The following is an 18,978-nucleotide window of genomic DNA, read 5'->3' on the forward strand; positions in this document are numbered from 1 at the left end:
TCCCAAGTGCCGCCGAAGCGTGTAAGAAGGTACTCAGCAGCGTCTGGGATAATCCGGCAAGCCCCTCCCTTACCGCCCGAACACCATGCCGACGACCATCAAGCAAGCCGACCTGATCGAATCGATCGCCGCCGCGCTGCAATACATCAGCTACTACCACCCGGCCGACTACATCGCCCATCTGGCCCGCGCCTACGAACGCGAGCAGAGTCCCGCGGCCAAGGACGCCATCGCGCAGATCCTGACCAACAGCAAGATGAGCGCGACCGGTCATCGCCCGATCTGCCAGGACACCGGCATCGTCAACGTGTTCCTGAAGATCGGCATGGACTGCCGCCTCGAGGGTTTCACCGGCAGCCTGGAAGACGCCGTCAACGAAGGCGTGCGCCGCGCCTACCTGCATCCCGACAACACCCTGCGCGCCTCGGTCGTGGCCGACCCGCACTTCGCGCGCAAGAACACCAATGACAACGCGCCGGCGGTGGTCAACGTCGAACTGGTCCCCGGCAACAAGGTGGACGTGACCGTGGCGGCCAAGGGCGGCGGCAGCGAGAACAAGAGCAAGATGATGATGCTCAACCCCAGCGACTCCATCGTCGACTGGGTGCTGAAGACCGTGCCCACCATGGGCGCCGGCTGGTGCCCGCCCGGCATGTTGGGCATCGGCATCGGCGGCACGGCGGAAAAGTCGGTGCTGCTGGCCAAGGAAGCGCTGATGGAAGACATCGACATGTACGAGCTGCAGGCCAAGGCGGCCGGTGGCGCGAAACTGTCGCAGGTCGAGGAGATGCGGCTGGAGCTGTACGAGAAGGTCAACGCGCTGGGCATCGGCGCGCAGGGCCTGGGCGGCCTGACCACCGTGCTGGACATCAAGATCAAGATGTTCCCCTGCCACGCCGCCGGCAAGCCGGTCGCGATGATCCCGAACTGCGCCGCCACGCGCCACGCCCACTTCACCATGGACGGCTCGGGCCCGGTCTACCTCGATCCGCCCAGCCTGGACCTGTGGCCGCAGGTGGCCTGGCAGGCCGACACGCAGAAGAGCAGGCGCGTCGACCTGAACACGCTGACCAAGGAAGAGATCGCCACCTGGAAGGCCGGCCAGACCCTGCTGCTGAACGGCAAGATGCTCACCGGCCGGGACGCGGCCCACAAGCGCATCCAGGACATGCTGGCCAAGGGCGAACCGCTGCCGGTGGACTTCACCAACCGCGTCATCTACTACGTGGGCCCGGTCGACCCCGTGCGCGACGAGGTGGTGGGGCCGGCCGGTCCGACGACCTCCACCCGCATGGACAAGTTCACCGACATGATGCTGGCGCAGACCGGCCTCATCGGCATGATCGGCAAGTCCGAGCGCGGCCCGGAGGCGATCGAATCGATCAAGAAGCACAAGGCGGCCTACCTGATGGCGGTGGGCGGCGCGGCCTACCTGGTGTCCAAGGCGATCAAGAAATCCAGGGTGCTGGGCTTCGGCGACCTCGGCATGGAAGCGATCTACGAATTCGACGTGGTCGACATGCCGGTGACGGTTGCGGTGGACGCCAACGGCACCAGCGTCCACACCACGGGGCCGGCGGAATGGTCGAAGAAGATCGCGACCGGCGAATTCAAGAAGATTCCTGTCAGCGCGGGTTGAACCCGTCCGGCGCGGCGCCGGCGCCGTCCCGGTAGAGTCGCGGCATGAACCGCGACCGACCCATCGGTGTGTTCGACAGCGGCGTGGGCGGGCTCAGCATCCTGCGGGCCCTGCGCGCCGAACTGCCAAACGAAGACTTCGTCTACTTCTCGGATGCCGGCCATGCGCCGTATGGCGAGAAGGCGGAGCCCTTCGTGTCCGACCGCTCGCTCGCGATCGCGGTGGACCTGCTGGAACAGCACCGCATCAAGGGCCTGGTGGTCGCATGCAACACGGCAACCGCTGCCGCGGTGCATCTGCTGCGCGCGCAGCACACGCACCTGCCGGTCATTGGCGTCGAGCCGGCGCTCAAGCCGGCGGCCGCCATGACCCGCACCGGCCTGGTGGCGGTGCTCGCCACGCGAGGCACGCTGGGAAGCGCCAAGTTCAAGGCGCTCCAGGCGTCGTTGAAGGACGAGGCGCAGTTCGTCCTGGTGCCTTGCGACGGCCTGGCGGCTGCCATCGAGGCCGATGACCAGCCGCAGATCCGCGCCCTGTGCCAGCGCTACACCAGCGAGGTCGGCTGCTTCGGCACCGGCGCCGGGGAAATCGACACGCTGGTGCTCGGATGCACGCACTACCCGTTCGCGGCGGACCTGTTCCGGCAGTTGCTGGGGCCGGACATCCGGTTCGTGGAAACCGGCGAGCCGGTCGCGCGGCAGACGCGCCGGCTGCTCGAAGCGCAGGGCCTGCTCAAACCCGCGGGCGAAGGCCGCGTGCAATGGAAGACCACGGGATCACCCGAGGCGCTGCACCAGGCGGCTTCACGCTGGCTGGGGCTGTAGCGCAGCCGCGCGACCGCGCGGGACGTCCACTTTCGTCAGCAGCACCAGACCGATCACGAACAGGAAAGCGGTGGAGACGATCGCCAGGCGCTGGTTGCCGCCGGTGGCCCATGTGATCGCTCCGTAGGTCAGGGGGCCGATGATGCTCGACAGCCGCACCGCGAACGTCCACAGGCCGTAGAACTCGGCGAGCTGCCGCGGTGGCGCGAACATGCCCGCCATCGCGCGGCCGGCCGACTGGCTGGACCCCATGCACAGGCCGGCGATGGCCGCGGCCCACCAGAACTGGCCCTTGGTGGCCGACAGCGCGGCAATGATGCAGGTGGCGATCCAGCCGACCAGCGTGCTGCCCAGCGCGATCTTGTGGCCGATCCGGTCCTGCAGGTAGCCCCAGGCGAAGGCTCCGCCGGCGGCGGCGAGGTTCAGCACGAAGATCAGCACCATCGTTTCCTGCTGCTGGAAGCCGATCACGCTCTCGGCATAGATGGCGGCCAGGGTGATGGCGACGGCCACCCCACCCTGGTAGAACACGGCGCAGGCGAGCAGCCACATGAAGTCGCGGTAGCGCCGCGCCTGCGAGAAGGTGCGCTGGAGCTGCCGCAGCGAGGCCGCGAAGCCGCCTTGCTGCAGCGCCTGTGGGTCGGGCCGCGCGCGCTCGCGCAGCAGGCGGAAGGTGACCAGCGATGCCGCGCCGTAAAGCACCGCCGTGATCAGCATGGTGACGGGCACGAATTGCGCCGCCGGGATCTGGCGGCCCTGCGCCCAGATCACGTAGCCCAGACAGATGCCCAGGGCCAGCATGCCGCCGAAGTAGCCGAAGCCCCAGCCCCACCCGCTCACCTTCCCCAGCGAATTGGGGTGCGCGAGCTCCGGCAGGAACGCCGCGGTCAGCGACTCGCCATAGCTGTAGAAGACGTTCGACACGATGATCAACACCATGGCGGTCGCTACCGCACCTGGCCGCGCCAGCGCGAGCGCCGCGGTGCTGACGACGCAGCCCGCCGTGACGATCGCCAGCAGGCGCTTCTTGGCCGCGCGCAAGTCCGCGTAGGCGCCGAGGCTCGGCATGGTGAACATCACGATGGCGTACGAAATGCTGAGCGCCAGGGTCCAGGCGAAGGTGGCCCACTCCGCCTTCTGGGCAATGCCGCCGACGAAGTAGGCGGCAAAGACGGCCGTGATCACGACGGTCGTGTAGCCCGAGTTGGCGAAGTCGTACATCGCCCAGCCGAACACCTCGCGCCTGCGCACGCCAGGGTTCAGCGCATCCCGGGAGAACAGGGGCATGGTTCGTTCAGAGGGTGGAAAGCCGGGCCGGCCGGCGCAGTCCCACGCAGCGGCACTCCGCCGCCCTGGCGACCCCGCGGCGTCGGCTCAATGCAGGTGGCGCGGACGACGGCCGCCGCCGTGGCCGCTGCCGCCTCCGGAGCTGCCGCGCGGCGGCTTGCCCAGTTCGAGCGAGCTCACCAGCTTGTCGAAGCGCTCGGAGAAGAGCTTGTCGATCTCGCCGACGACGCCTTCGAGCTCCCCGGTGTCGAAATGGCGTTCCATCAGGTTCACAACGTCCTGCACCAGCAGGTCGCGCTGGACCTGCATGATCGCGGCGGGCGTCGGGCCGACGAACAGCATCAGGAAATCGTCCCGCGATTCCTCTTCCGGCGGCGCCTCCTCCTCATCGAACTCGGCGTCGTAGAAAGTCACCTCGATGGCGGCGCCCTCCTCGGCCAGTTCGTTGAGCGACATGCACATGTCATCGAGCTGCTGGCGGAAGTCGAGGTCGCCCGCGACCGTCCAGCACATCGTCAGGACGTGTTCCTGGGCGTCGAACTTGATGCCGGGCTCCTCTTCGTAGGCGCTCTCGGCGCCATCCGCCAGGGATTTCGCGCCGGCATAGGTCCACAGGGGTTTCAGGGCCTCCTGGAGCTGGGCGTAAGTCACCCCGCTGCGCAGTGGCACGTCGCCATGCACGTGGATCTCGAAGGGGGCGTCGTATTGGGACATGGTGCTCTCCGGCCCTATTGTGGACCGTTCCGGCCGGGTTGTAGTTCTGGGTTGGGACAGCGGGCTGGTGCCTCGAGCCGGAATCGAACCGGCACGCCGCCTTTCAGCGAGCGGCGGATTTTAAGTCCGCTGTGTCTACCAATTTCACCATCGAGGCGACGCGATGGACCGACTGTACGGCATCGCGACAAGCGGCCCCCGGATGCGAAAAAGGGAAGCACGGGGCTTCCCTTTTCGGCACCTGGAGCGGGAGACGAGGCTCGAACTCGCGACCTCAACCTTGGCAAGGTTGCGCTCTACCAACTGAGCTACTCCCGCAGCGACTTGGAGGCGCGAAGCGGAGTCGAACCGCTCTGGGCGGATTTGCAATCCGCTGCATAACCGCTTTGCTATCGCGCCGCTGTTCACAGAGAAAAAGGGAAGCATGTGCTTCCCTTTTTCGACGTTCTGGAGCGGGAAACGAGACTCGAACTCGCGACCTCAACCTTGGCAAGGTTGCGCTCTACCAACTGAGCTATTCCCGCGTCGAAGCCGTAAGTATAGCGGAGTTTTTTTGGCCTCCTGACGGGGACCTTAAGACTCCGCTACCCGTTCTCAGTGCTTGACGGCGAGGGGGGTGGCTCCCTCCACCACCGGCGCGGCGGCGGCCGGTTCGTCGTCGGTCAGCGCAGTCGGCTGGCGTTCCAGCGCCACCGCCAGCACCTGGTCGATCCACTTGACCGGCACGATCTCGAGATCGTTCTTCACGTTCTCGGGAATGTCCTGCAGGTCCTTGGTGTTCTCCTCCGGGATCAGCACCGTCTTGATGCCGCCGCGCAGCGCCGCCAGCAGCTTTTCCTTGAGGCCGCCGATCGCCGTGACCTCGCCGCGCAGCGTGATCTCGCCGGTCATCGCGACGTCCGCGCGCACGGGGATGCCCGTGAGAGCCGACACGATGGCCGTCGTCATTGCCGCGCCGGCGGAAGGGCCGTCCTTGGGCGTCGCACCGTCGGGCACGTGCACGTGGATGTCCTTCTTCTCGAACACGTCGTCCTTGATGCCCAGGCGGCGCGAGCGGCTGCGCACCACGGTGCGCGCAGCTTCCACCGACTCCTTCATCACGTCGCCCAGCGAACCGGTGCGCAGCACCTGGCCCTTGCCGGGCATCAGTGCCGCCTCGATGGTCAGCAGGTCGCCGCCGACTTCGGTCCAGGCGAGGCCGACCACCTGGCCGACCTGGTTCTGCGCTTCCGCACGCCCGTAGGTGAACTTGCGCACGCCCAGGAAGTCGTTGAGGTTGTCGGCGTTGACGATCACCTTCGGCGTCATCTTCTTCAGCTGCAGCCCCTTGATCACCTTGCGGCAGATCTTGGACAGCTCGCGTTCCAGCGAACGGACGCCGGCTTCCCGCGTGTAGTAGCGGACGATGTCGCGCACAGCCGATACGTCGACCAGCAGCTCTTCTTCCTTCACGCCGTTGTTCTTCATCTGCTTGGGCAGCAGGTAGCGCATGGCGATGTTGGTCTTCTCGTCCTCGGTGTAGCCCGAGAGGCGGATCACCTCCATCCGGTCCAGCAGCGCCGGCGGGATGTTCATCGAGTTCGAGGTGGCCACGAACATCACGTCCGACAGGTCGAAGTCGACCTCGACGTAGTGGTCGCTGAAGGTGTGGTTCTGCTCGGGATCCAGCACTTCCAGCAGCGCCGAGGCCGGATCGCCGCGGAAGTCCTGGCCCAGCTTGTCGATCTCGTCGAGCAGGAACAGCGGGTTGCGCGTGCCGACCTTGGACAGCGACTGCAGCACCTTGCCCGGCATGGCGCCGATGTAGGTGCGGCGGTGCCCGCGAATCTCGGCCTCGTCACGCATGCCGCCGAGCGCCTGGCGCACGTACTTGCGGCCGGTCGCCTTCGCGATCGACTGCCCCAGCGAGGTCTTGCCGACGCCCGGAGGGCCGACCAGGCACAGGATGGGCGCCTTCACCTTGTCGACGCGCTGCTGCACCGCGAGGTACTCGAGGATGCGGTCCTTGACCTTCTCGAGGCCCCAGTGGTCCTCGTTCAGCACCTGTTCGGCATAGGCCAGGTCGTGCTTGATCTTGGTCTTCTTGGCCCACGGCAGGCCCGTCAGCACTTCGATGTAGTTGCGCACCACCGTCGCCTCGGCCGACATGGGCGACATCAGCTTCAGCTTCTTCAGCTCGGCGTCCGCCTTCTTCTTGGCGTCCTTGGGCATCTTGGCGAGCTTGATCTTCTTTTCGATCTCCTCGATGTCGGCGCCCTCTTCGCCCTCGCCGAGCTCCTTCTGAATCGCCTTGACCTGCTCGTTGAGGTAGAAGTCGCGCTGGTTCTTTTCCATCTGGCGCTTCACGCGCCCGCGGATGCGCTTGTCCACGTTGAGGATCTCGACCTCGCGCTCGATCTGCTCGAACAGGTTCTCCAGGCGGGGCTTGACCTCGGCGAGGTCCAGCACGACCTGCTTGTTGTCCAGCTTGAGCGGCAGGTGCGCGGCGATCGTGTCGGCGAGGCGGCCCGGATCGTCGATGGAGGCGATCGAAGTCAGGATCTCCGGCGGGATCTTCTTGTTGAGCTTGACGTACTGGTCGAACTGCTGGAGCACGGCCCTGCGCAGCGCCTCGATCTCCGACGATTTGCCGTCCGACGACGGGCTTTCCACCGGTACGACGGTGGCGGTGAAGTGCTGGTTGCCGTCCACGATCTTGGAAACCTGCGCGCGCTGCTGGCCCTCGACCAGGACCTTCACGGTGCCGTCGGGCAGCTTCAGCATCTGCAGGATCGTGGAGATGCAGCCGACCTCGAACATGTCCGAGACGGAGGGCTCATCCTTCGCGGCGGCCTTCTGCGCCACCAGCATGATTCGGCGCTCGGCCTCCATGGCGGCTTCCAGCGCCTTGATGCTCTTGGGCCGGCCAACGAACAGGGGGATGACCATGTGGGGGAACACCACCACGTCCCGCAGGGGCAGGAGCGGCAGGTCCATCGGGTCAGAAGGCAGGGGGGTATGTCCGGACATGGTGATCCTTGGAATGAGACTCAGCCGAATATGGCTGGCAAAAGGACATTTTCAACCCGGCCGCTCCCCAGAAGGGCGGACGGGACCAAATGGCACAAAAAAAGAAGGGGGGACAGGAGGTGGGCCGTTGCAGCCTGGAGGGGGAAGGCCCTGTCCCGGATCATCAGGCCTTCTTCGCCGCCTCGCGGTAGACGAGCAGCGGTGGCTTGCTTTCCTCGATGGTGCTCTCCTCGACCACCACCTTTTCGACATTGCTGATGTTGGGCAGTTCGAACATCGTGTCGATCAGCGACTGTTCCAGGATCGAGCGCAGGCCGCGCGCGCCGGTCTTGCGGTTCAGCGCCTTGCGCGCGATCGCCTTCAGGGCATTCGGCCGGACCTCGAGGTCGACGCCTTCCATGGCGAGCAGCTTGGCGTACTGCTTGACCATCGCGTTCTTCGGCTCGGTCAGGATCTGCACCAGCGCATCTTCCGTCAGCTCGGCAAGGGTCGCGACCACCGGGAGGCGGCCGACCAGTTCGGGGATCAGGCCGAACTTGATCAGGTCTTCCGGCTCGACGTCGCGGAACATGTCCGACAGCGTGCGGTCCTTCTTGCTGCGAACGTTGGCGCCGAAGCCGATGCCGGACGCTTCGGTGCGCTGCTCGATCACCTTTTCCAGTCCCGCGAAGGCGCCGCCGCAGATGAACAGGATGTTGGTCGTGTCGATCTGCAGGAAGTCCTGGTTCGGGTGCTTGCGCCCGCCCTGGGGCGGCACGCTGGCCATGGTGCCTTCGATCAGCTTGAGCAGCGCCTGCTGCACGCCTTCACCGGATACGTCGCGCGTGATGGAGGGGTTGTCGGACTTGCGCGAGATCTTGTCGATCTCGTCGATGTACACGATGCCCCGCTGCGCGCGCTCGACTTCGTAATTGCAGTTCTGCAGCAGCTTCTGGATGATGTTCTCGACGTCCTCGCCGACGTAGCCGGCTTCGGTCAGCGTGGTGGCATCGGCCATCACGAAGGGAACGTCCAGCATGCGCGCCAGGGTCTGCGCCAGCAGGGTCTTGCCGGAACCGGTGGGGCCGATCAGGAGGATGTTGCTCTTGGTGAGCTCGACTTCGTCCTTCTTGGCCTTGTCCTTGTGGCGCAGGCGCTTGTAGTGGTTGTAGACCGCTACGGAGAGCGCGCGCTTGGCGGGCTCCTGGCCGATCACGTAGTTGTCGAGGTTGCCCTTGATCTCGGCAGGGGTCGGCAGGTCGCCGCGCGCCTCCCGCTGCTCGTCACCCGCGGGAAGTTCGTCGCGGATGATCTCGTTGCACAGGTCGATGCACTCGTCGCAGATGAAGACCGAAGGACCTGCGATGAGTTTCTTGACCTCGTGCTGGCTCTTCCCGCAGAACGAGCAGTAAAGCGTTTTCTCGCTGGAGGAGCCTTTTCGGTCGGCCATGGGTCCGTGCCTTCGTTACTTGAATCAATGATAACCATACAACAAACGGCGCCCCGGTTTCCCGGAGGCGCCGTTGCTGCACTGCAACCGCGTTGCGGGAATTTCTCAGGGCCTTTTTGCGATGACCTGGTCCACCAGGCCGTAGGCTTTCGCCTCTTCCGCCTCGAGGAAATAGTCGCGATCCGTGTCGCGCTCGATCTTCTCGAGCGGCTGGCCGGTGCGCTCCGCCAGGATCTTGTTCAGCGTGCCCTTGGTCCTCAGGATGTCGCGCGCATGGATCTCGATGTCCGTCGCCTGGCCCTGCATGCCGCCCAGGGGCTGGTGGATCATGATCTTGGAGTTGGGCAGCGCGAAGCGCTTGCCCTTCTCGCCGGCCGCAAGCAGGAAGGCGCCCATCGACGCCGCCATGCCCGTGCACAGGGTGGAGACCGACGGCTTGATGAAGTTCATCGTGTCGTAGATCGCCATGCCGGCGCTGACGCTGCCGCCCGGGGAGTTGATGTACAAGGAGATGTCCTTGTCCGGGTTCTCGGATTCCAGGAACAGCAGCTGCGCCACCACCAGGTTCGCCGTCTGGTCGTTCACCGGGCCGACCAGGAACACGACGCGCTCGCGCAGCAGGCGCGAATAGATGTCGTACGACCGCTCGCCGCGGCCGGACTGCTCGATGACCATGGGGATCAGGCCCAGGCCCTGGGTTTCAAGTGCGCTCATGGGGGAATGTGCTCCGTTGTCTTGGCTGTACTTTAGCCTGAATGGAATTGGGGCCGGGGAGGCCTTTGACAAGGCCTGCCCGGCCCTTGGCCGTATCAGGAGCGCGGTTTCTGCCGAAACCGTGGACGGTCTTCGACGCCGCGTCAGGCTTGCTGCTGGCCCATCAGCTCGTCGAATTCCACCTTCTTCTCGACGGTCTTTGCCTTCGACAGGATGAAGTCGGTGACGTTGTTCTCGATCACGATCGCTTCCACCTCGGCCAGGCGGCGGTTGTCGCCGTAGTACCAGCGCACCACGTCGGCAGGACGCTCGTAGCTCGCCGCCAGTTCCTCGATGTGCTGCTTGATCTGGTCGGGCTTCGCATCCAGGCTGTTGGCGCGCACCAGTTCGGCCACCACCAGGCCCAGGCGAACGCGGCGCTCGGCCTGCGGGCGCACGATGTCGTCAGGGATCGGCAGCTTCTCGACGTCCTTCAGGCCGCGCTGCTTGAGCTCGTTGCGCTGCGATTCGATGAGGCGGTCGATCTCGTTCTGCACGATCGATTTGGGCAGGTCGAGCTCGGACTTCGCGACCAGCGCGTCCATCGCGGCCTGCTTGTTGCGCGCCAGCAGGCGGAACTTGACTTCGCGCTCGAGGTTCTTGCGGATGTCGGCGCGTAGCGCGTCGACGGTGCCGTCCTGGATGCCGAGGGACTTGGCGAAGGCTTCGTTGACTTCCGGCAGGTTGGAGGACTCGAGCTTCTTGACGGTGACCATGAAGTCGGCCGTCTTTCCCGCCACGTCCTTGCCGTGGTAATCGGCCGGGAACGCCAGCGGGAAGGTCTTGCTCTCGCCCGCCTTCATGCCGCGCACCGCCTCGTCGAATTCCTTGAGCATCTGGCCTTCGCCGACCATGAACTGGAAGTCCTCGGCCTTGCCGCCCTCGAAGGTCTCGCCGTCGATCTTGCCTTCGAAGTCCACGCTCACGCGGTCACCCACCTGCACGGTGGCGTCCTGCGCGCGCTGGGCGAAGGTACGGCGCTGCTTGCGCAGGATGTCCAGCGTGCGGTCGATCGCGGCATCGCTCACCTCGGTGCTGATCTTCTCGACTTCGGCCTCCGCCAGGTCGGCGATCTTCACCTCGGGATACACCTCGAACACGGCGTCGAAGGCTAGTTCGCCCTCGGGCGCGCCTTCCTTCTCGGTGATCTTGGGCTGGCCGGCCACGCGCAGCTTGGCCTCGTTGGCGGTGGCGGCAAAGGCCTCGCCCACCTTGTCGTTCATCACTTCGTACTGAACGGAGTAGCCGTAGCGTTGCGCCACGACCGACAGCGGCACCTTGCCGGGTCGGAAGCCGTCCATCTTGACGGTGCGCGCCAGCTTCTTCAGGCGGGAATCGACTTCGGACTGGATGGCGTTGACGGGCAGCGTCAGCGTCATCTTGCGTTCCAGCTTGTCCAGGGTTTCTACGGTCACGGCCATGATCATCTCGGTTGGAAAAAACGCGTTCGTGGTGCGCGGGGTCGGACTCGAACCGACACGCCATTGCTGGCGTCAGGACCTAAACCTGGTGCGTCTACCAATTTCGCCACCCGCGCGGGTCACTGAAAGGGAAAAGCGGACGGCCAGGAAAACCCGACCGCCCGCTCGAATCCGGTCAACAGGCGATTTTAACCGTTACACGGGCACCGGCTCCGCGGCCAGCGGCGACGGCGAAGAATCCTCGCGCTTGACCCGGAACCACGCCGCGTACATGGCGGGCAGCGCCAGCAGCGTCAGCACGGTGGCGACGATCAGCCCGCCCATGATCGCGACGGCCATGGGACCCCAGAACACGGAGCGCGACAGGGGGATCATGGCCAGGACCGCCGCCGCCGCGGTCAGCACGATGGGACGCAGGCGGCGCACCGCGGCTTCGACGATCGCGTTCCAGGTGGGGACGCCCCGGGCACGGTCCTGCTCGATCTGATCGATCAGGATCACCGAGTTGCGCTGGATCATGCCCATCAGGGCGATCACGCCCAGCAGGGCCACGAAACCGAACGGCCGGTTCAGCAGCAGAAGGGCGCCCGCGACGCCGGCGATGCCCAGAGGGCCGGTGAGGAACACCAGCATCGCGCGCGAGAAACTCTGCAACTGCAGCATCAGCAACGTGAACGTGATGAAGAGCATCACCGGCACGCCGGCGGCGATGGAGGAAGAGCCCTTGCTGCTTTCCTCCACCGCACCCGCCACCTGGATGCGGTAACCCTGGGGCCAGCGGGCTTCCAGCGCCTTCAGCTTGGGCAGCAGTTCCTGTGTCACCGTTGCGCCCTGCAGGCCCTCCACGATGTCCGACTGCACCGTGATCGCGTAGTTGCGGCCCTCGCGCCACATCACGCCGGGCTCCCAGGTGAACACCGGCTTGGCGATCTGCGTCAGCGGGATCGCCTTGCCCGAGGTGGTCGGCAGATAGCCGTTGCCCAGGTCGCTGATCGCATTGCGCTCGTCCAGCGGCTGCCGCAGCACGATGTCGATCAGCTTGTCGCCTTCGCGGTATTGGCCCACGGACGTGCCGTTGAGCGTCGTGCGGCTGGCCTGCGCGATCGACTGGCTGGTCACGCCGAGCGCGCGCGCTTTCGCCTGGTCCACCTCCATCCGCAGCACCTTCACCGACTCGTTCCAGTTGTCGTTGACGCCGCGCGTGTTGGGGCTCTGGCGCATCGCCTCCTTCACTTCGTCCGCCCGCTCGCGCAGCACCTTGGGATCGGGCCCCATCACACGGAACTGCACGGGATAGGGAACCGGCGGGCCGTTGGGCAGCAGCTTGACGCGCGAGCGCACCTCAGGAAATTCCTTGGCCAGCAGCGCGGGCAACTGCTTGCGGACGGTCTCGCGGGTGGGCAGGTCCTTCGGCAGCACGATCAGCTGCGAGGCATTGCTCTGCGGGAAGATCTGGTCCAGCGGCAGGTAGAAGCGCGGCACGCCGGAACCGACCCAGGTCGTGACACTGGTGATGTCCGGCAGGCCCATGAGCCGCTTCTCCAGCCGCTTGGTGACGTCCTCGTTCGCCGCGAACGAAGTGCCCTCGGCGAACCAGATGTCCACCAGGATCTCTGGCCGGCTGGAGTCCGGGAAGAACTGCTGCTGCACCTTGCCCATGCCGACGATGCCCAGGGCGAAGGTCAGCAGCGTGGCACCGATGGTGAGCCAGCGGTGCTCCACGCACCAGTCCACGGTCGCCCGGAAGCGTCGATAGAACGGCGTGTCGAAATGCTCCTGGTGCCCGCTCGACACGGGCTTGGCCTTGAGCAGGTGGGTGCCCAGGTAAGGCACGAAGTAGACGGAGACGAGCCAGCTCAGCACCAGTGCGATCACCGTCACCGCGAAGATGGCGAAGGTGTACTCGCCCACCGTGGAACGCGCCATGCCGATCGGCAGGAAACCGGTGGCCGTGATCAGCGTCCCGGTCAGCATGGGCATGGCCGTCACTTCGTACGCGAAGGTGGCGGCGCGGACCTTGTCGTAGCCCTCCTCCATCTTCCGGACCATCATCTCCACGGCAATGATGGCGTCGTCCACCAGCAGGCCCAGCGCGATGATCAGGGAGCCGAGCGAGATCTTGTGCAGGCCGATGCCCCAGTAGAACATCGCCAGGAAGGTCACCGCGAGCACCAGGGGAATCGTGATGCCCACCACCAGGCCGGGACGCATGTCCACATACCAGCGCTTCCACAGCGGCAGCCCGGGCTCCGGCCGCTTGTGCAGCCCCAGGCTGATGAAGCTCACGGCGAGCACGATCGCCACCGCCTCGATCAGCACCCGCACGAACTCGTTGACCGACGTCGACACTGCCCGGGGCTGGTCCTGCACCTGCACCAGCCGGATGCCCGCGGGCAAGCCGTCGTCGATGCGGCTGGTCGCCGCCTTCAGCGACTGCCCCAGGCGGATGATGTCGCCGCCCTTGGCCATGGACACCCCCAGGGCGATCACTTCCTTGCCGCCGTGGCGCACCTTCACCTGGGGTGGATCGACGTAGCCGCGCTTGACCTCGGCGAGGTCGCCCAGGCGCAGCTGGTTGCCGGAAGCGCCGCGGATCGGCATCGCCTGCAACTGCTCCACCGCCTCGAACTGGCCGGCGACGCGCACCTGCACCACCTCCAACGGCGTCTGCACGGCGCCGGCCGCCTCCACCGCGTTCTGCTGTCCCAGCTGCTGCAGCACCTGATTGAGGTCCAGTCCCAGCTGTGCGAGACGCTTCTGCGAGATCTCGATGTACAGCTTTTCGTCCTGCACGCCGAACAGTTCGACCTTGGCCACGTCCGGCACGCGCAGCAGCTGCTGGCGCACGTCGTCGGCGAAGGTCTTCACCTCCGCGTACCCGTAACCCTGGTCCGCCTCCAGCGCGTAGATCACGCCGAAGACGTCGCCGTATTCGTCGTTGAAGAAGGGACCGACCACGCCCGCAGGCAAGGTGTTGCGGATGTCCCCGACCTTCTTGCGCACCGTGTACCAGACGTTGGGCACCTCCGCCGCGCGCGAGGAGTCCTTGATCTGCAGCACGATCAGCGTTTCGCCGGGCTTGGAGTAGCTGCGGATGATGTCCGCGTACGGCACTTCCTGCAGGGTGCGCTCGATCTTGTCGGTCACCTGCTCGGCCACCTGTTGCGCCGTGGCCCCCGGCCAGAACACGCGCAGGATCATGGCGCGGAACGTGAAGGGCGGATCTTCGTCCTGTCCCAGCTGGAAGTAGCTGGCCATGCCCAGCACCATCAGCACCACGATCAGGTAACGCGTGAGGGCCGGGTGTTCCAGCGCCCAGCGGGAGAGGTTGAAGCGCTGGCGCTCCTCGGGAGTCTCGCTCATGGCGGTGTCAGCGCGTGGTTGTGAGAGTGGCTGCCTGGGCCGCGCCCGCGACCGGCTTGCGCGCCTGGTCGGTGGCGAGGGCGGGGGTGTAAGAGGTCTTTTCCTGCCAGACCGACACCTTCTGCCCGGGCGCCAGCACGTGCACGCCGGCCGACACGATCACCATGCCCGGCTGCAGTCCGGCCGCGATCACCGCTTCGTTGCCATCGGCCGTGGCGAGTTGAACGGGTTGCGATCGCACGGTCATCGACGCCTTGTCGAGCACCCACACCGCACTGCCCTGGCCTTCCTGGCGCAAGGCGCTGATCGGGATCTTGATCACTTGCCCTCCGGCGACGGTGGGCAGCTGAGGCAGGACGGTCACGGTGGCCCCCAGCGGCGGCTGGGCCGAGGGTTCGAGCGACACCTTGACCGCGTAGGTGCGGGTGGCGGGATCCGCGCTGGCGGCGACCTCCCGGATCTGGCCGTTCATGAGGGCTTCGCTGCCCCACAGGCGCACCTGCACAGGAGTGCCGGCGCGCACGGCGACGACCTTGTCCTCCGGGACGGCGAACACGACGTCGCGCGGACCATCGGCGGCGATCCGGACGACGGGCGTGCCGGCGCTCACCACCTGGCCGGGTTCGGCCTCGACCGCCGTGACGACGCCGGAGACATCCGCCACCAGGTTCGTATAACGAGCCTGGTTGCCCTGCGACGCGAGCTGCGCCTGGGCCTGTTCCAGTTGCGCCTGCGCCGCCTTCAGCGCGGTGTCGCGCCGTTCCAGTTCAGCGCCGCTGATGAAGTTCTGCTCGCGCAGGGCCACGTAGCGCTTGTAATCCGCCGCCGCCAGGTCGCGGTTGGTGCTCGCCGCGGCGACCTGGGCGCGCGCAGCTTCGGCAGCAAGCCGGTAATCCTGGGGATCGAGCTGCGCCAGGACGGTGCCGGCTTTCACGTGCTGGCCCGCCTCCGCCGCGCGGTGGGTGATCTTTCCCCCCACGCGGAAACCCAGGCGCGAATCGACGCGGGCTCGGACTTCACCGGAGAACTCGTGTCGCGACTGCATGCCCGAAGCGGCCACGGTGATCACCTTCACCGCCCGGACGGGTTCGGGCGGCGCGTCATTGCGGGAGCAGCCCAGCAGCAAGGCGATCGGCAGCAGGGCCACGCTCCAGAGTGCCGGGCGGAAGGAATCGTTGGTCACCATAGGAAATCCGTGAACGGGTACGCCTTGAAGGAAGGAGATGGGTCGGCGGTAAGTTGTCACCGCTAATGACTGACCGGTTAGTAATCTAAAAAAGGCTGCAGAGCCTGTCAAGCGACAATCAGGACGTGATCTCCCGCCCTGACGACCGGCACCGCCCGGTCGAGCACTACGAAAATTTCCCCGTCGCCTCCTGGCTGTGCCCTTCCCGACTGCGGCGGCCGGTTGCCGCGCTGTATTGGTTTGCGCGTACGGCTGACGATATCGCGGATGAGGGAAATGCAACAGAGGGTAACCGTCTCGCGGACCTTCAGGCCTACAAGAACGACCTTTCCGCGTGCCTGGCAGGCAACAGGGGCTCGGGACGCTGGGAAGGCGTCTTTTCCGCGCTGGGAACCGCCCGTGTGGAGTTCGCGCTGCCTGGGCAGCCCCTGTTCGACCTGCTCGATGCTTTCCGCCAGGACGTGGAGAAGACCCGGGATCGCACCGGATATCGCAACCGTGAAGAGCTCCTGGATTACTGCCGTCGCTCCGCAAACCCGGTGGGACGACTCATGCTGCACCTTTACGGCGTGACCGGAACGCCTGCGCTGGCGCAAAGCGACGCCATCTGCAGTGCCCTGCAACTCGCCAACTTCTGGCAGGACCTGAGCGTCGACCTGCCGCGGGGGCGCTACTACCTGCCCGCGACCGACGCCCTGCTGCATGGCATCGATCCGGCCTTGCCGCAAACCTGGTCGTCGCACGCGAACTTGGCCGCGCTGGTGCGCGACCTGTGCGGGTGGACCCGCGAGCTGATGCTGTCGGGCGCGCCGCTCGTGCACGCGGTGCCGGGCCGGGCGGGCTGGGAGCTGCGCCTGGTGGTGCAAGGCGGCTTGCGCATCCTGCGCCGCATCGAGTCTTTGGGGTACCGAACCACGCAGCGCCGACCCACTCTGGGCCCAGCCGATGCCGTGCCCATGCTGTGGCACGCCCTGCGGATGTGAAAATCTTGCCCCTGACCCCTATGACGCCGGAACAGTACGTCCAGCAGAAGGCCGCAGCCTCGGGCAGCAGCTTCTATTACGCCTTCCTCTTTCTGCCGCCACCGCGCCGCGCTGCCATCACGGCCTTCTACGCCTTCTGCCGCGAGGTCGACGACGTGGTGGACGAAGTGCACGAGCCGAGCGTGGCGCAGGCCAAGCTCGCCTGGTGGCAATCCGAGGTCGCGCAGGCCTTTGCGGGAAAGCCGTCGCATCCGGTGATGCAGGCGCTGATGCCCAGCATCGAAGCCTTCGGGCTGGAGCAGGCGCAACTGCAGGCCGTGATCCGTGGCTGCCAGATGGACCTGGAGCAGACCCGCTACCTGGACTACACCGCACTTCAGCGCTACTGCCACCTCGTGGCCGGCGTGGTGGGCGAGGTCTCGGCGCGCATCTTCGGACAGACGCAGGCCGCCACCACCGACTACGCCCACAAGCTCGGGCACGCCTTCCAGCTCACGAACATCATCCGCGACGTCGGCGAAGACGCGATGCGCGGCCGGATCTACCTGCCCGTCAACGAGCTTCAGCAGTTCGACGTGAAGGCGCACGAGATCCTGCAACGCAAGCACTCCGAGCGCTTCGTGGCGCTGATGCGTTTCCAGGCGCAGCGCGCGCACGCGCTCTACGACGCGGCGCTCGCGCTGCTGCCGGCGGAAGACCGGCGTGCCCAGAAGCCGGGCCTGATGATGGCCAGCATCTACCGGACCCTCCTGCGCGAGATCGAAGCCGAGGACTTCCAGGTGCTCAAGCAGCGCATCAGCCTCACGCCCGTGCGCAAGCTGTGGCTGGCTTGGAAGGTGCAAGCGCTAGGACGCATGGGGTGACGCGGCGCGTCGCCATCATCGGCGCGGGATGGGCCGGGCTCGCCGCGGCCGTGGAAGCCGTCGAGGCCGGGCACGCCGTCACCGTCTACGAGGCCGCCCGCACGCTCGGCGGACGTGCGCGGACGCTCGAAGTGCCGCTTCCGCAGGGAGGCACCGCCACGCTGGACAATGGCCAGCACATCCTGATCGGGGCCTACGTCGAGACCTTCCGGCTCATGGAGCACGTGGGCGTCGCGACCGAAGCGGCGATGCTGCGGATGCCGCTGGTGCTGCGCGATCCGCAGGGTCGGGGCCTCGCCCTGCCCTCCTGGCCCGCGCCTTGGGATGCGGCCGCCGGCATCCTGGGCGCAAGCGGCTGGAACTGGCGCGACAAGCTGTCGCTGCTGCGCGCGGCGGCGGCCTGGCAACTGGCGGGCTTTCGCTGCGACGACGCCCTCAGCGTCGCCGAGCTCACGCGATCGCTCACGCCCCGGGTGCGCGCCCAGCTGATCGAACCGTTGTGCGTCTCGGCGCTCAACACCCCGGCCGAGCGCTCCAGCGCGACCGTATTCCTGCGCGTGCTGCGTGATGCGCTGTTCGGCCGCGGACACGGGGCCTGGGGGGGCTCCAACCTGCTGCTGCCGCGGCAGGAACTGGGTCGCATCTTCCCGGACGCGGCCGAAGCGTGGCTGCGCGCACGTGGCGCGCAACTTCGCATCGGCCAGCGCGCGCAAGCGCTGCGTCCCGATGGGAACGGCTGGCGGGTGGATGCCGATCAGCACGACGCCGTGGTGCTGGCCACGCCCGCGTCGGAGGCCGCGCGCTTGCTGCAGGACAGCGGGATAGTCGCCGGACGCTGGCTGGCCGACGCGCAGGCGCTCACCCACGAGGCGATCGCGACCCTCTACGTGACGGGCGGCCCGCGGCTGCCGTTGCCCATGCTGGCCCTGGCTTCCGGTCCCGGCGCGCCGGCGCAGTTCGTGTTCGACCGTTCGCAGCTCGGCGGTCCCGCCGGGCTGCTCGCCTTCGTCGTGAGCGCGAGCACGGCCGACAAGGCCGTCCTTGAGCAACAGGTGGTGGCACAGGCGAAGGCTGAAGGCTGGCAGGTGCAGCCGCTGCGCACGATCGTGGAAAAGCGCGCGACCTTCGCGTGCGTGCCGGGCCTGCGGCGGCCATCGATGGCGATCGCGCCGGGACTCTGGGCCTGCGGCGACTATGTCGAAGGCCCCTACCCCGCGACGCTGGAAGGGGCCGTGCGCTCCGGCGTGGCGGTGGCGCGCGCGCTGGCGACCTAGTTGTGAAGGTCCAATAGGTTGTATCTGTCCATCTGAGTTGAGTTTGAGAGACTGGGAATCGCCAAACCCCCCGTCTTACTCAAGGAACTCAACCAGATGAACATTCACAAGAATGCCAGACTGACGTTGGCCCGTCGTCTCGAAATGGTTCAAGCCATGACACTGCGCGGCCTGAGCGCCCCGGATGCCGCCGACCAGCAGGGCGTGACCGCGCCCACCGCGCGCAAATGGCT

13 protein-coding genes, 5 tRNA genes and 1 pseudogene are annotated in these 18,978 nt (G+C 66.5%); 6 read left to right on the top strand and 13 right to left on the bottom strand.

Features of this window, described 5'->3' with window-relative positions:
• The first annotated feature begins 85 nt into the window (after positions 1–85).
• Entirely contained in the window at positions 86–1,639 is a 1,554-nt protein-coding gene (locus AC1DSA_RS21220) for a fumarate hydratase (protein ID WP_477892885.1), read from the top strand.
• A gap of 44 nt (positions 1,640–1,683) precedes the next feature.
• Positions 1,684–2,463, top strand: a complete 780-nt coding sequence (murI, locus tag AC1DSA_RS21225; RefSeq protein WP_477892886.1) for a glutamate racemase — start codon at positions 1,684–1,686, stop codon at positions 2,461–2,463.
• On the opposite strand, the gene AC1DSA_RS21230 is transcribed toward murI, so the two are convergent.
• From AC1DSA_RS21230 to AC1DSA_RS21290, 13 genes are all read right to left on the bottom strand, one after another.
• Positions 2,443–3,750: an MFS transporter gene (locus tag AC1DSA_RS21230; protein WP_477892887.1), complete on the bottom strand. Its 1,308-nt coding sequence runs from the start codon at positions 3,748–3,750 to the stop codon at positions 2,443–2,445. The two genes, murI and AC1DSA_RS21230, sit on opposite strands and share 21 nt — an antisense overlap.
• 87 nt (positions 3,751–3,837) lie before the next feature.
• Complete coding sequence (locus AC1DSA_RS21235) at positions 3,838–4,464, bottom strand: DUF6806 family protein (RefSeq protein WP_477892888.1); 627 nt, start codon at positions 4,462–4,464, stop codon at positions 3,838–3,840.
• A gap of 65 nt (positions 4,465–4,529) precedes the next feature.
• Positions 4,530–4,621, bottom strand: a tRNA-Leu gene (locus AC1DSA_RS21240).
• 85 nt (positions 4,622–4,706) lie between these two features.
• Positions 4,707–4,782: transfer RNA gene (locus AC1DSA_RS21245), tRNA-Gly, on the bottom strand.
• A gap of 7 nt (positions 4,783–4,789) precedes the next feature.
• Positions 4,790–4,863, bottom strand: a tRNA-Cys gene (locus AC1DSA_RS21250).
• A 49-nt stretch (positions 4,864–4,912) separates the two neighbouring features.
• Positions 4,913–4,988, bottom strand: a tRNA-Gly gene (locus AC1DSA_RS21255).
• Positions 4,989–5,058: 70 nt separating this feature from the next.
• Positions 5,059–7,473 (bottom strand): endopeptidase La, encoded by a 2,415-nt coding sequence (lon, locus tag AC1DSA_RS21260; protein ID WP_477892889.1) that lies wholly within the window; start codon positions 7,471–7,473, stop codon positions 5,059–5,061.
• 163 nt (positions 7,474–7,636) lie between these two features.
• Entirely contained in the window at positions 7,637–8,902 is a 1,266-nt protein-coding gene (gene clpX, locus AC1DSA_RS21265) for an ATP-dependent Clp protease ATP-binding subunit ClpX (RefSeq protein WP_477892890.1), read from the bottom strand.
• 105 nt (positions 8,903–9,007) lie between these two features.
• Positions 9,008–9,616 (bottom strand): ATP-dependent Clp endopeptidase proteolytic subunit ClpP, encoded by a 609-nt coding sequence (gene clpP, locus AC1DSA_RS21270; RefSeq protein WP_477892891.1) that lies wholly within the window; start codon positions 9,614–9,616, stop codon positions 9,008–9,010.
• Between the two features lie 143 nt (positions 9,617–9,759).
• Positions 9,760–11,076 carry a trigger factor gene (gene tig / locus AC1DSA_RS21275; protein ID WP_477892892.1) on the bottom strand — a complete coding sequence of 439 codons (1,317 nt, stop codon included), beginning with the start codon at positions 11,074–11,076 and terminating at the stop codon, positions 9,760–9,762.
• Between the two features lie 29 nt (positions 11,077–11,105).
• Positions 11,106–11,192 (bottom strand) — tRNA-Leu (locus AC1DSA_RS21280).
• A 79-nt stretch (positions 11,193–11,271) separates the two neighbouring features.
• Positions 11,272–14,439, bottom strand: a complete 3,168-nt coding sequence (locus tag AC1DSA_RS21285) for an efflux RND transporter permease subunit (protein WP_477892893.1) — start codon at positions 14,437–14,439, stop codon at positions 11,272–11,274.
• Between the two features lie 7 nt (positions 14,440–14,446).
• Positions 14,447–15,625 (bottom strand): efflux RND transporter periplasmic adaptor subunit, encoded by a 1,179-nt coding sequence (locus tag AC1DSA_RS21290; protein ID WP_477892894.1) that lies wholly within the window; start codon positions 15,623–15,625, stop codon positions 14,447–14,449.
• A 125-nt stretch (positions 15,626–15,750) separates the two neighbouring features.
• On the opposite strand from AC1DSA_RS21290, the gene hpnC reads away from it, so the two are divergent.
• From hpnC to AC1DSA_RS21310, 4 genes and pseudogenes are all read left to right on the top strand, one after another.
• Positions 15,751–16,608 carry a squalene synthase HpnC gene (gene hpnC, locus AC1DSA_RS21295; protein ID WP_477892895.1) on the top strand — a complete coding sequence of 286 codons (858 nt, stop codon included), beginning with the start codon at positions 15,751–15,753 and terminating at the stop codon, positions 16,606–16,608.
• Between the two features lie 20 nt (positions 16,609–16,628).
• Positions 16,629–17,471 (top strand): presqualene diphosphate synthase HpnD, encoded by an 843-nt coding sequence (gene hpnD, locus AC1DSA_RS21300; RefSeq protein ID WP_477892897.1) that lies wholly within the window; start codon positions 16,629–16,631, stop codon positions 17,469–17,471.
• Entirely contained in the window at positions 17,468–18,745 is a 1,278-nt protein-coding gene (gene hpnE, locus AC1DSA_RS21305) for a hydroxysqualene dehydroxylase HpnE (protein WP_477892896.1), read from the top strand. Before hpnD ends, hpnE begins: the two co-directional genes overlap by 4 nt.
• Positions 18,746–18,841: 96 nt before the next feature.
• Positions 18,842–18,978: pseudogene (locus AC1DSA_RS21310) on the top strand (IS481 family transposase); the annotation flags it as partial.

The organism is Ramlibacter sp. P4_H7 (assembly GCF_056400765.1).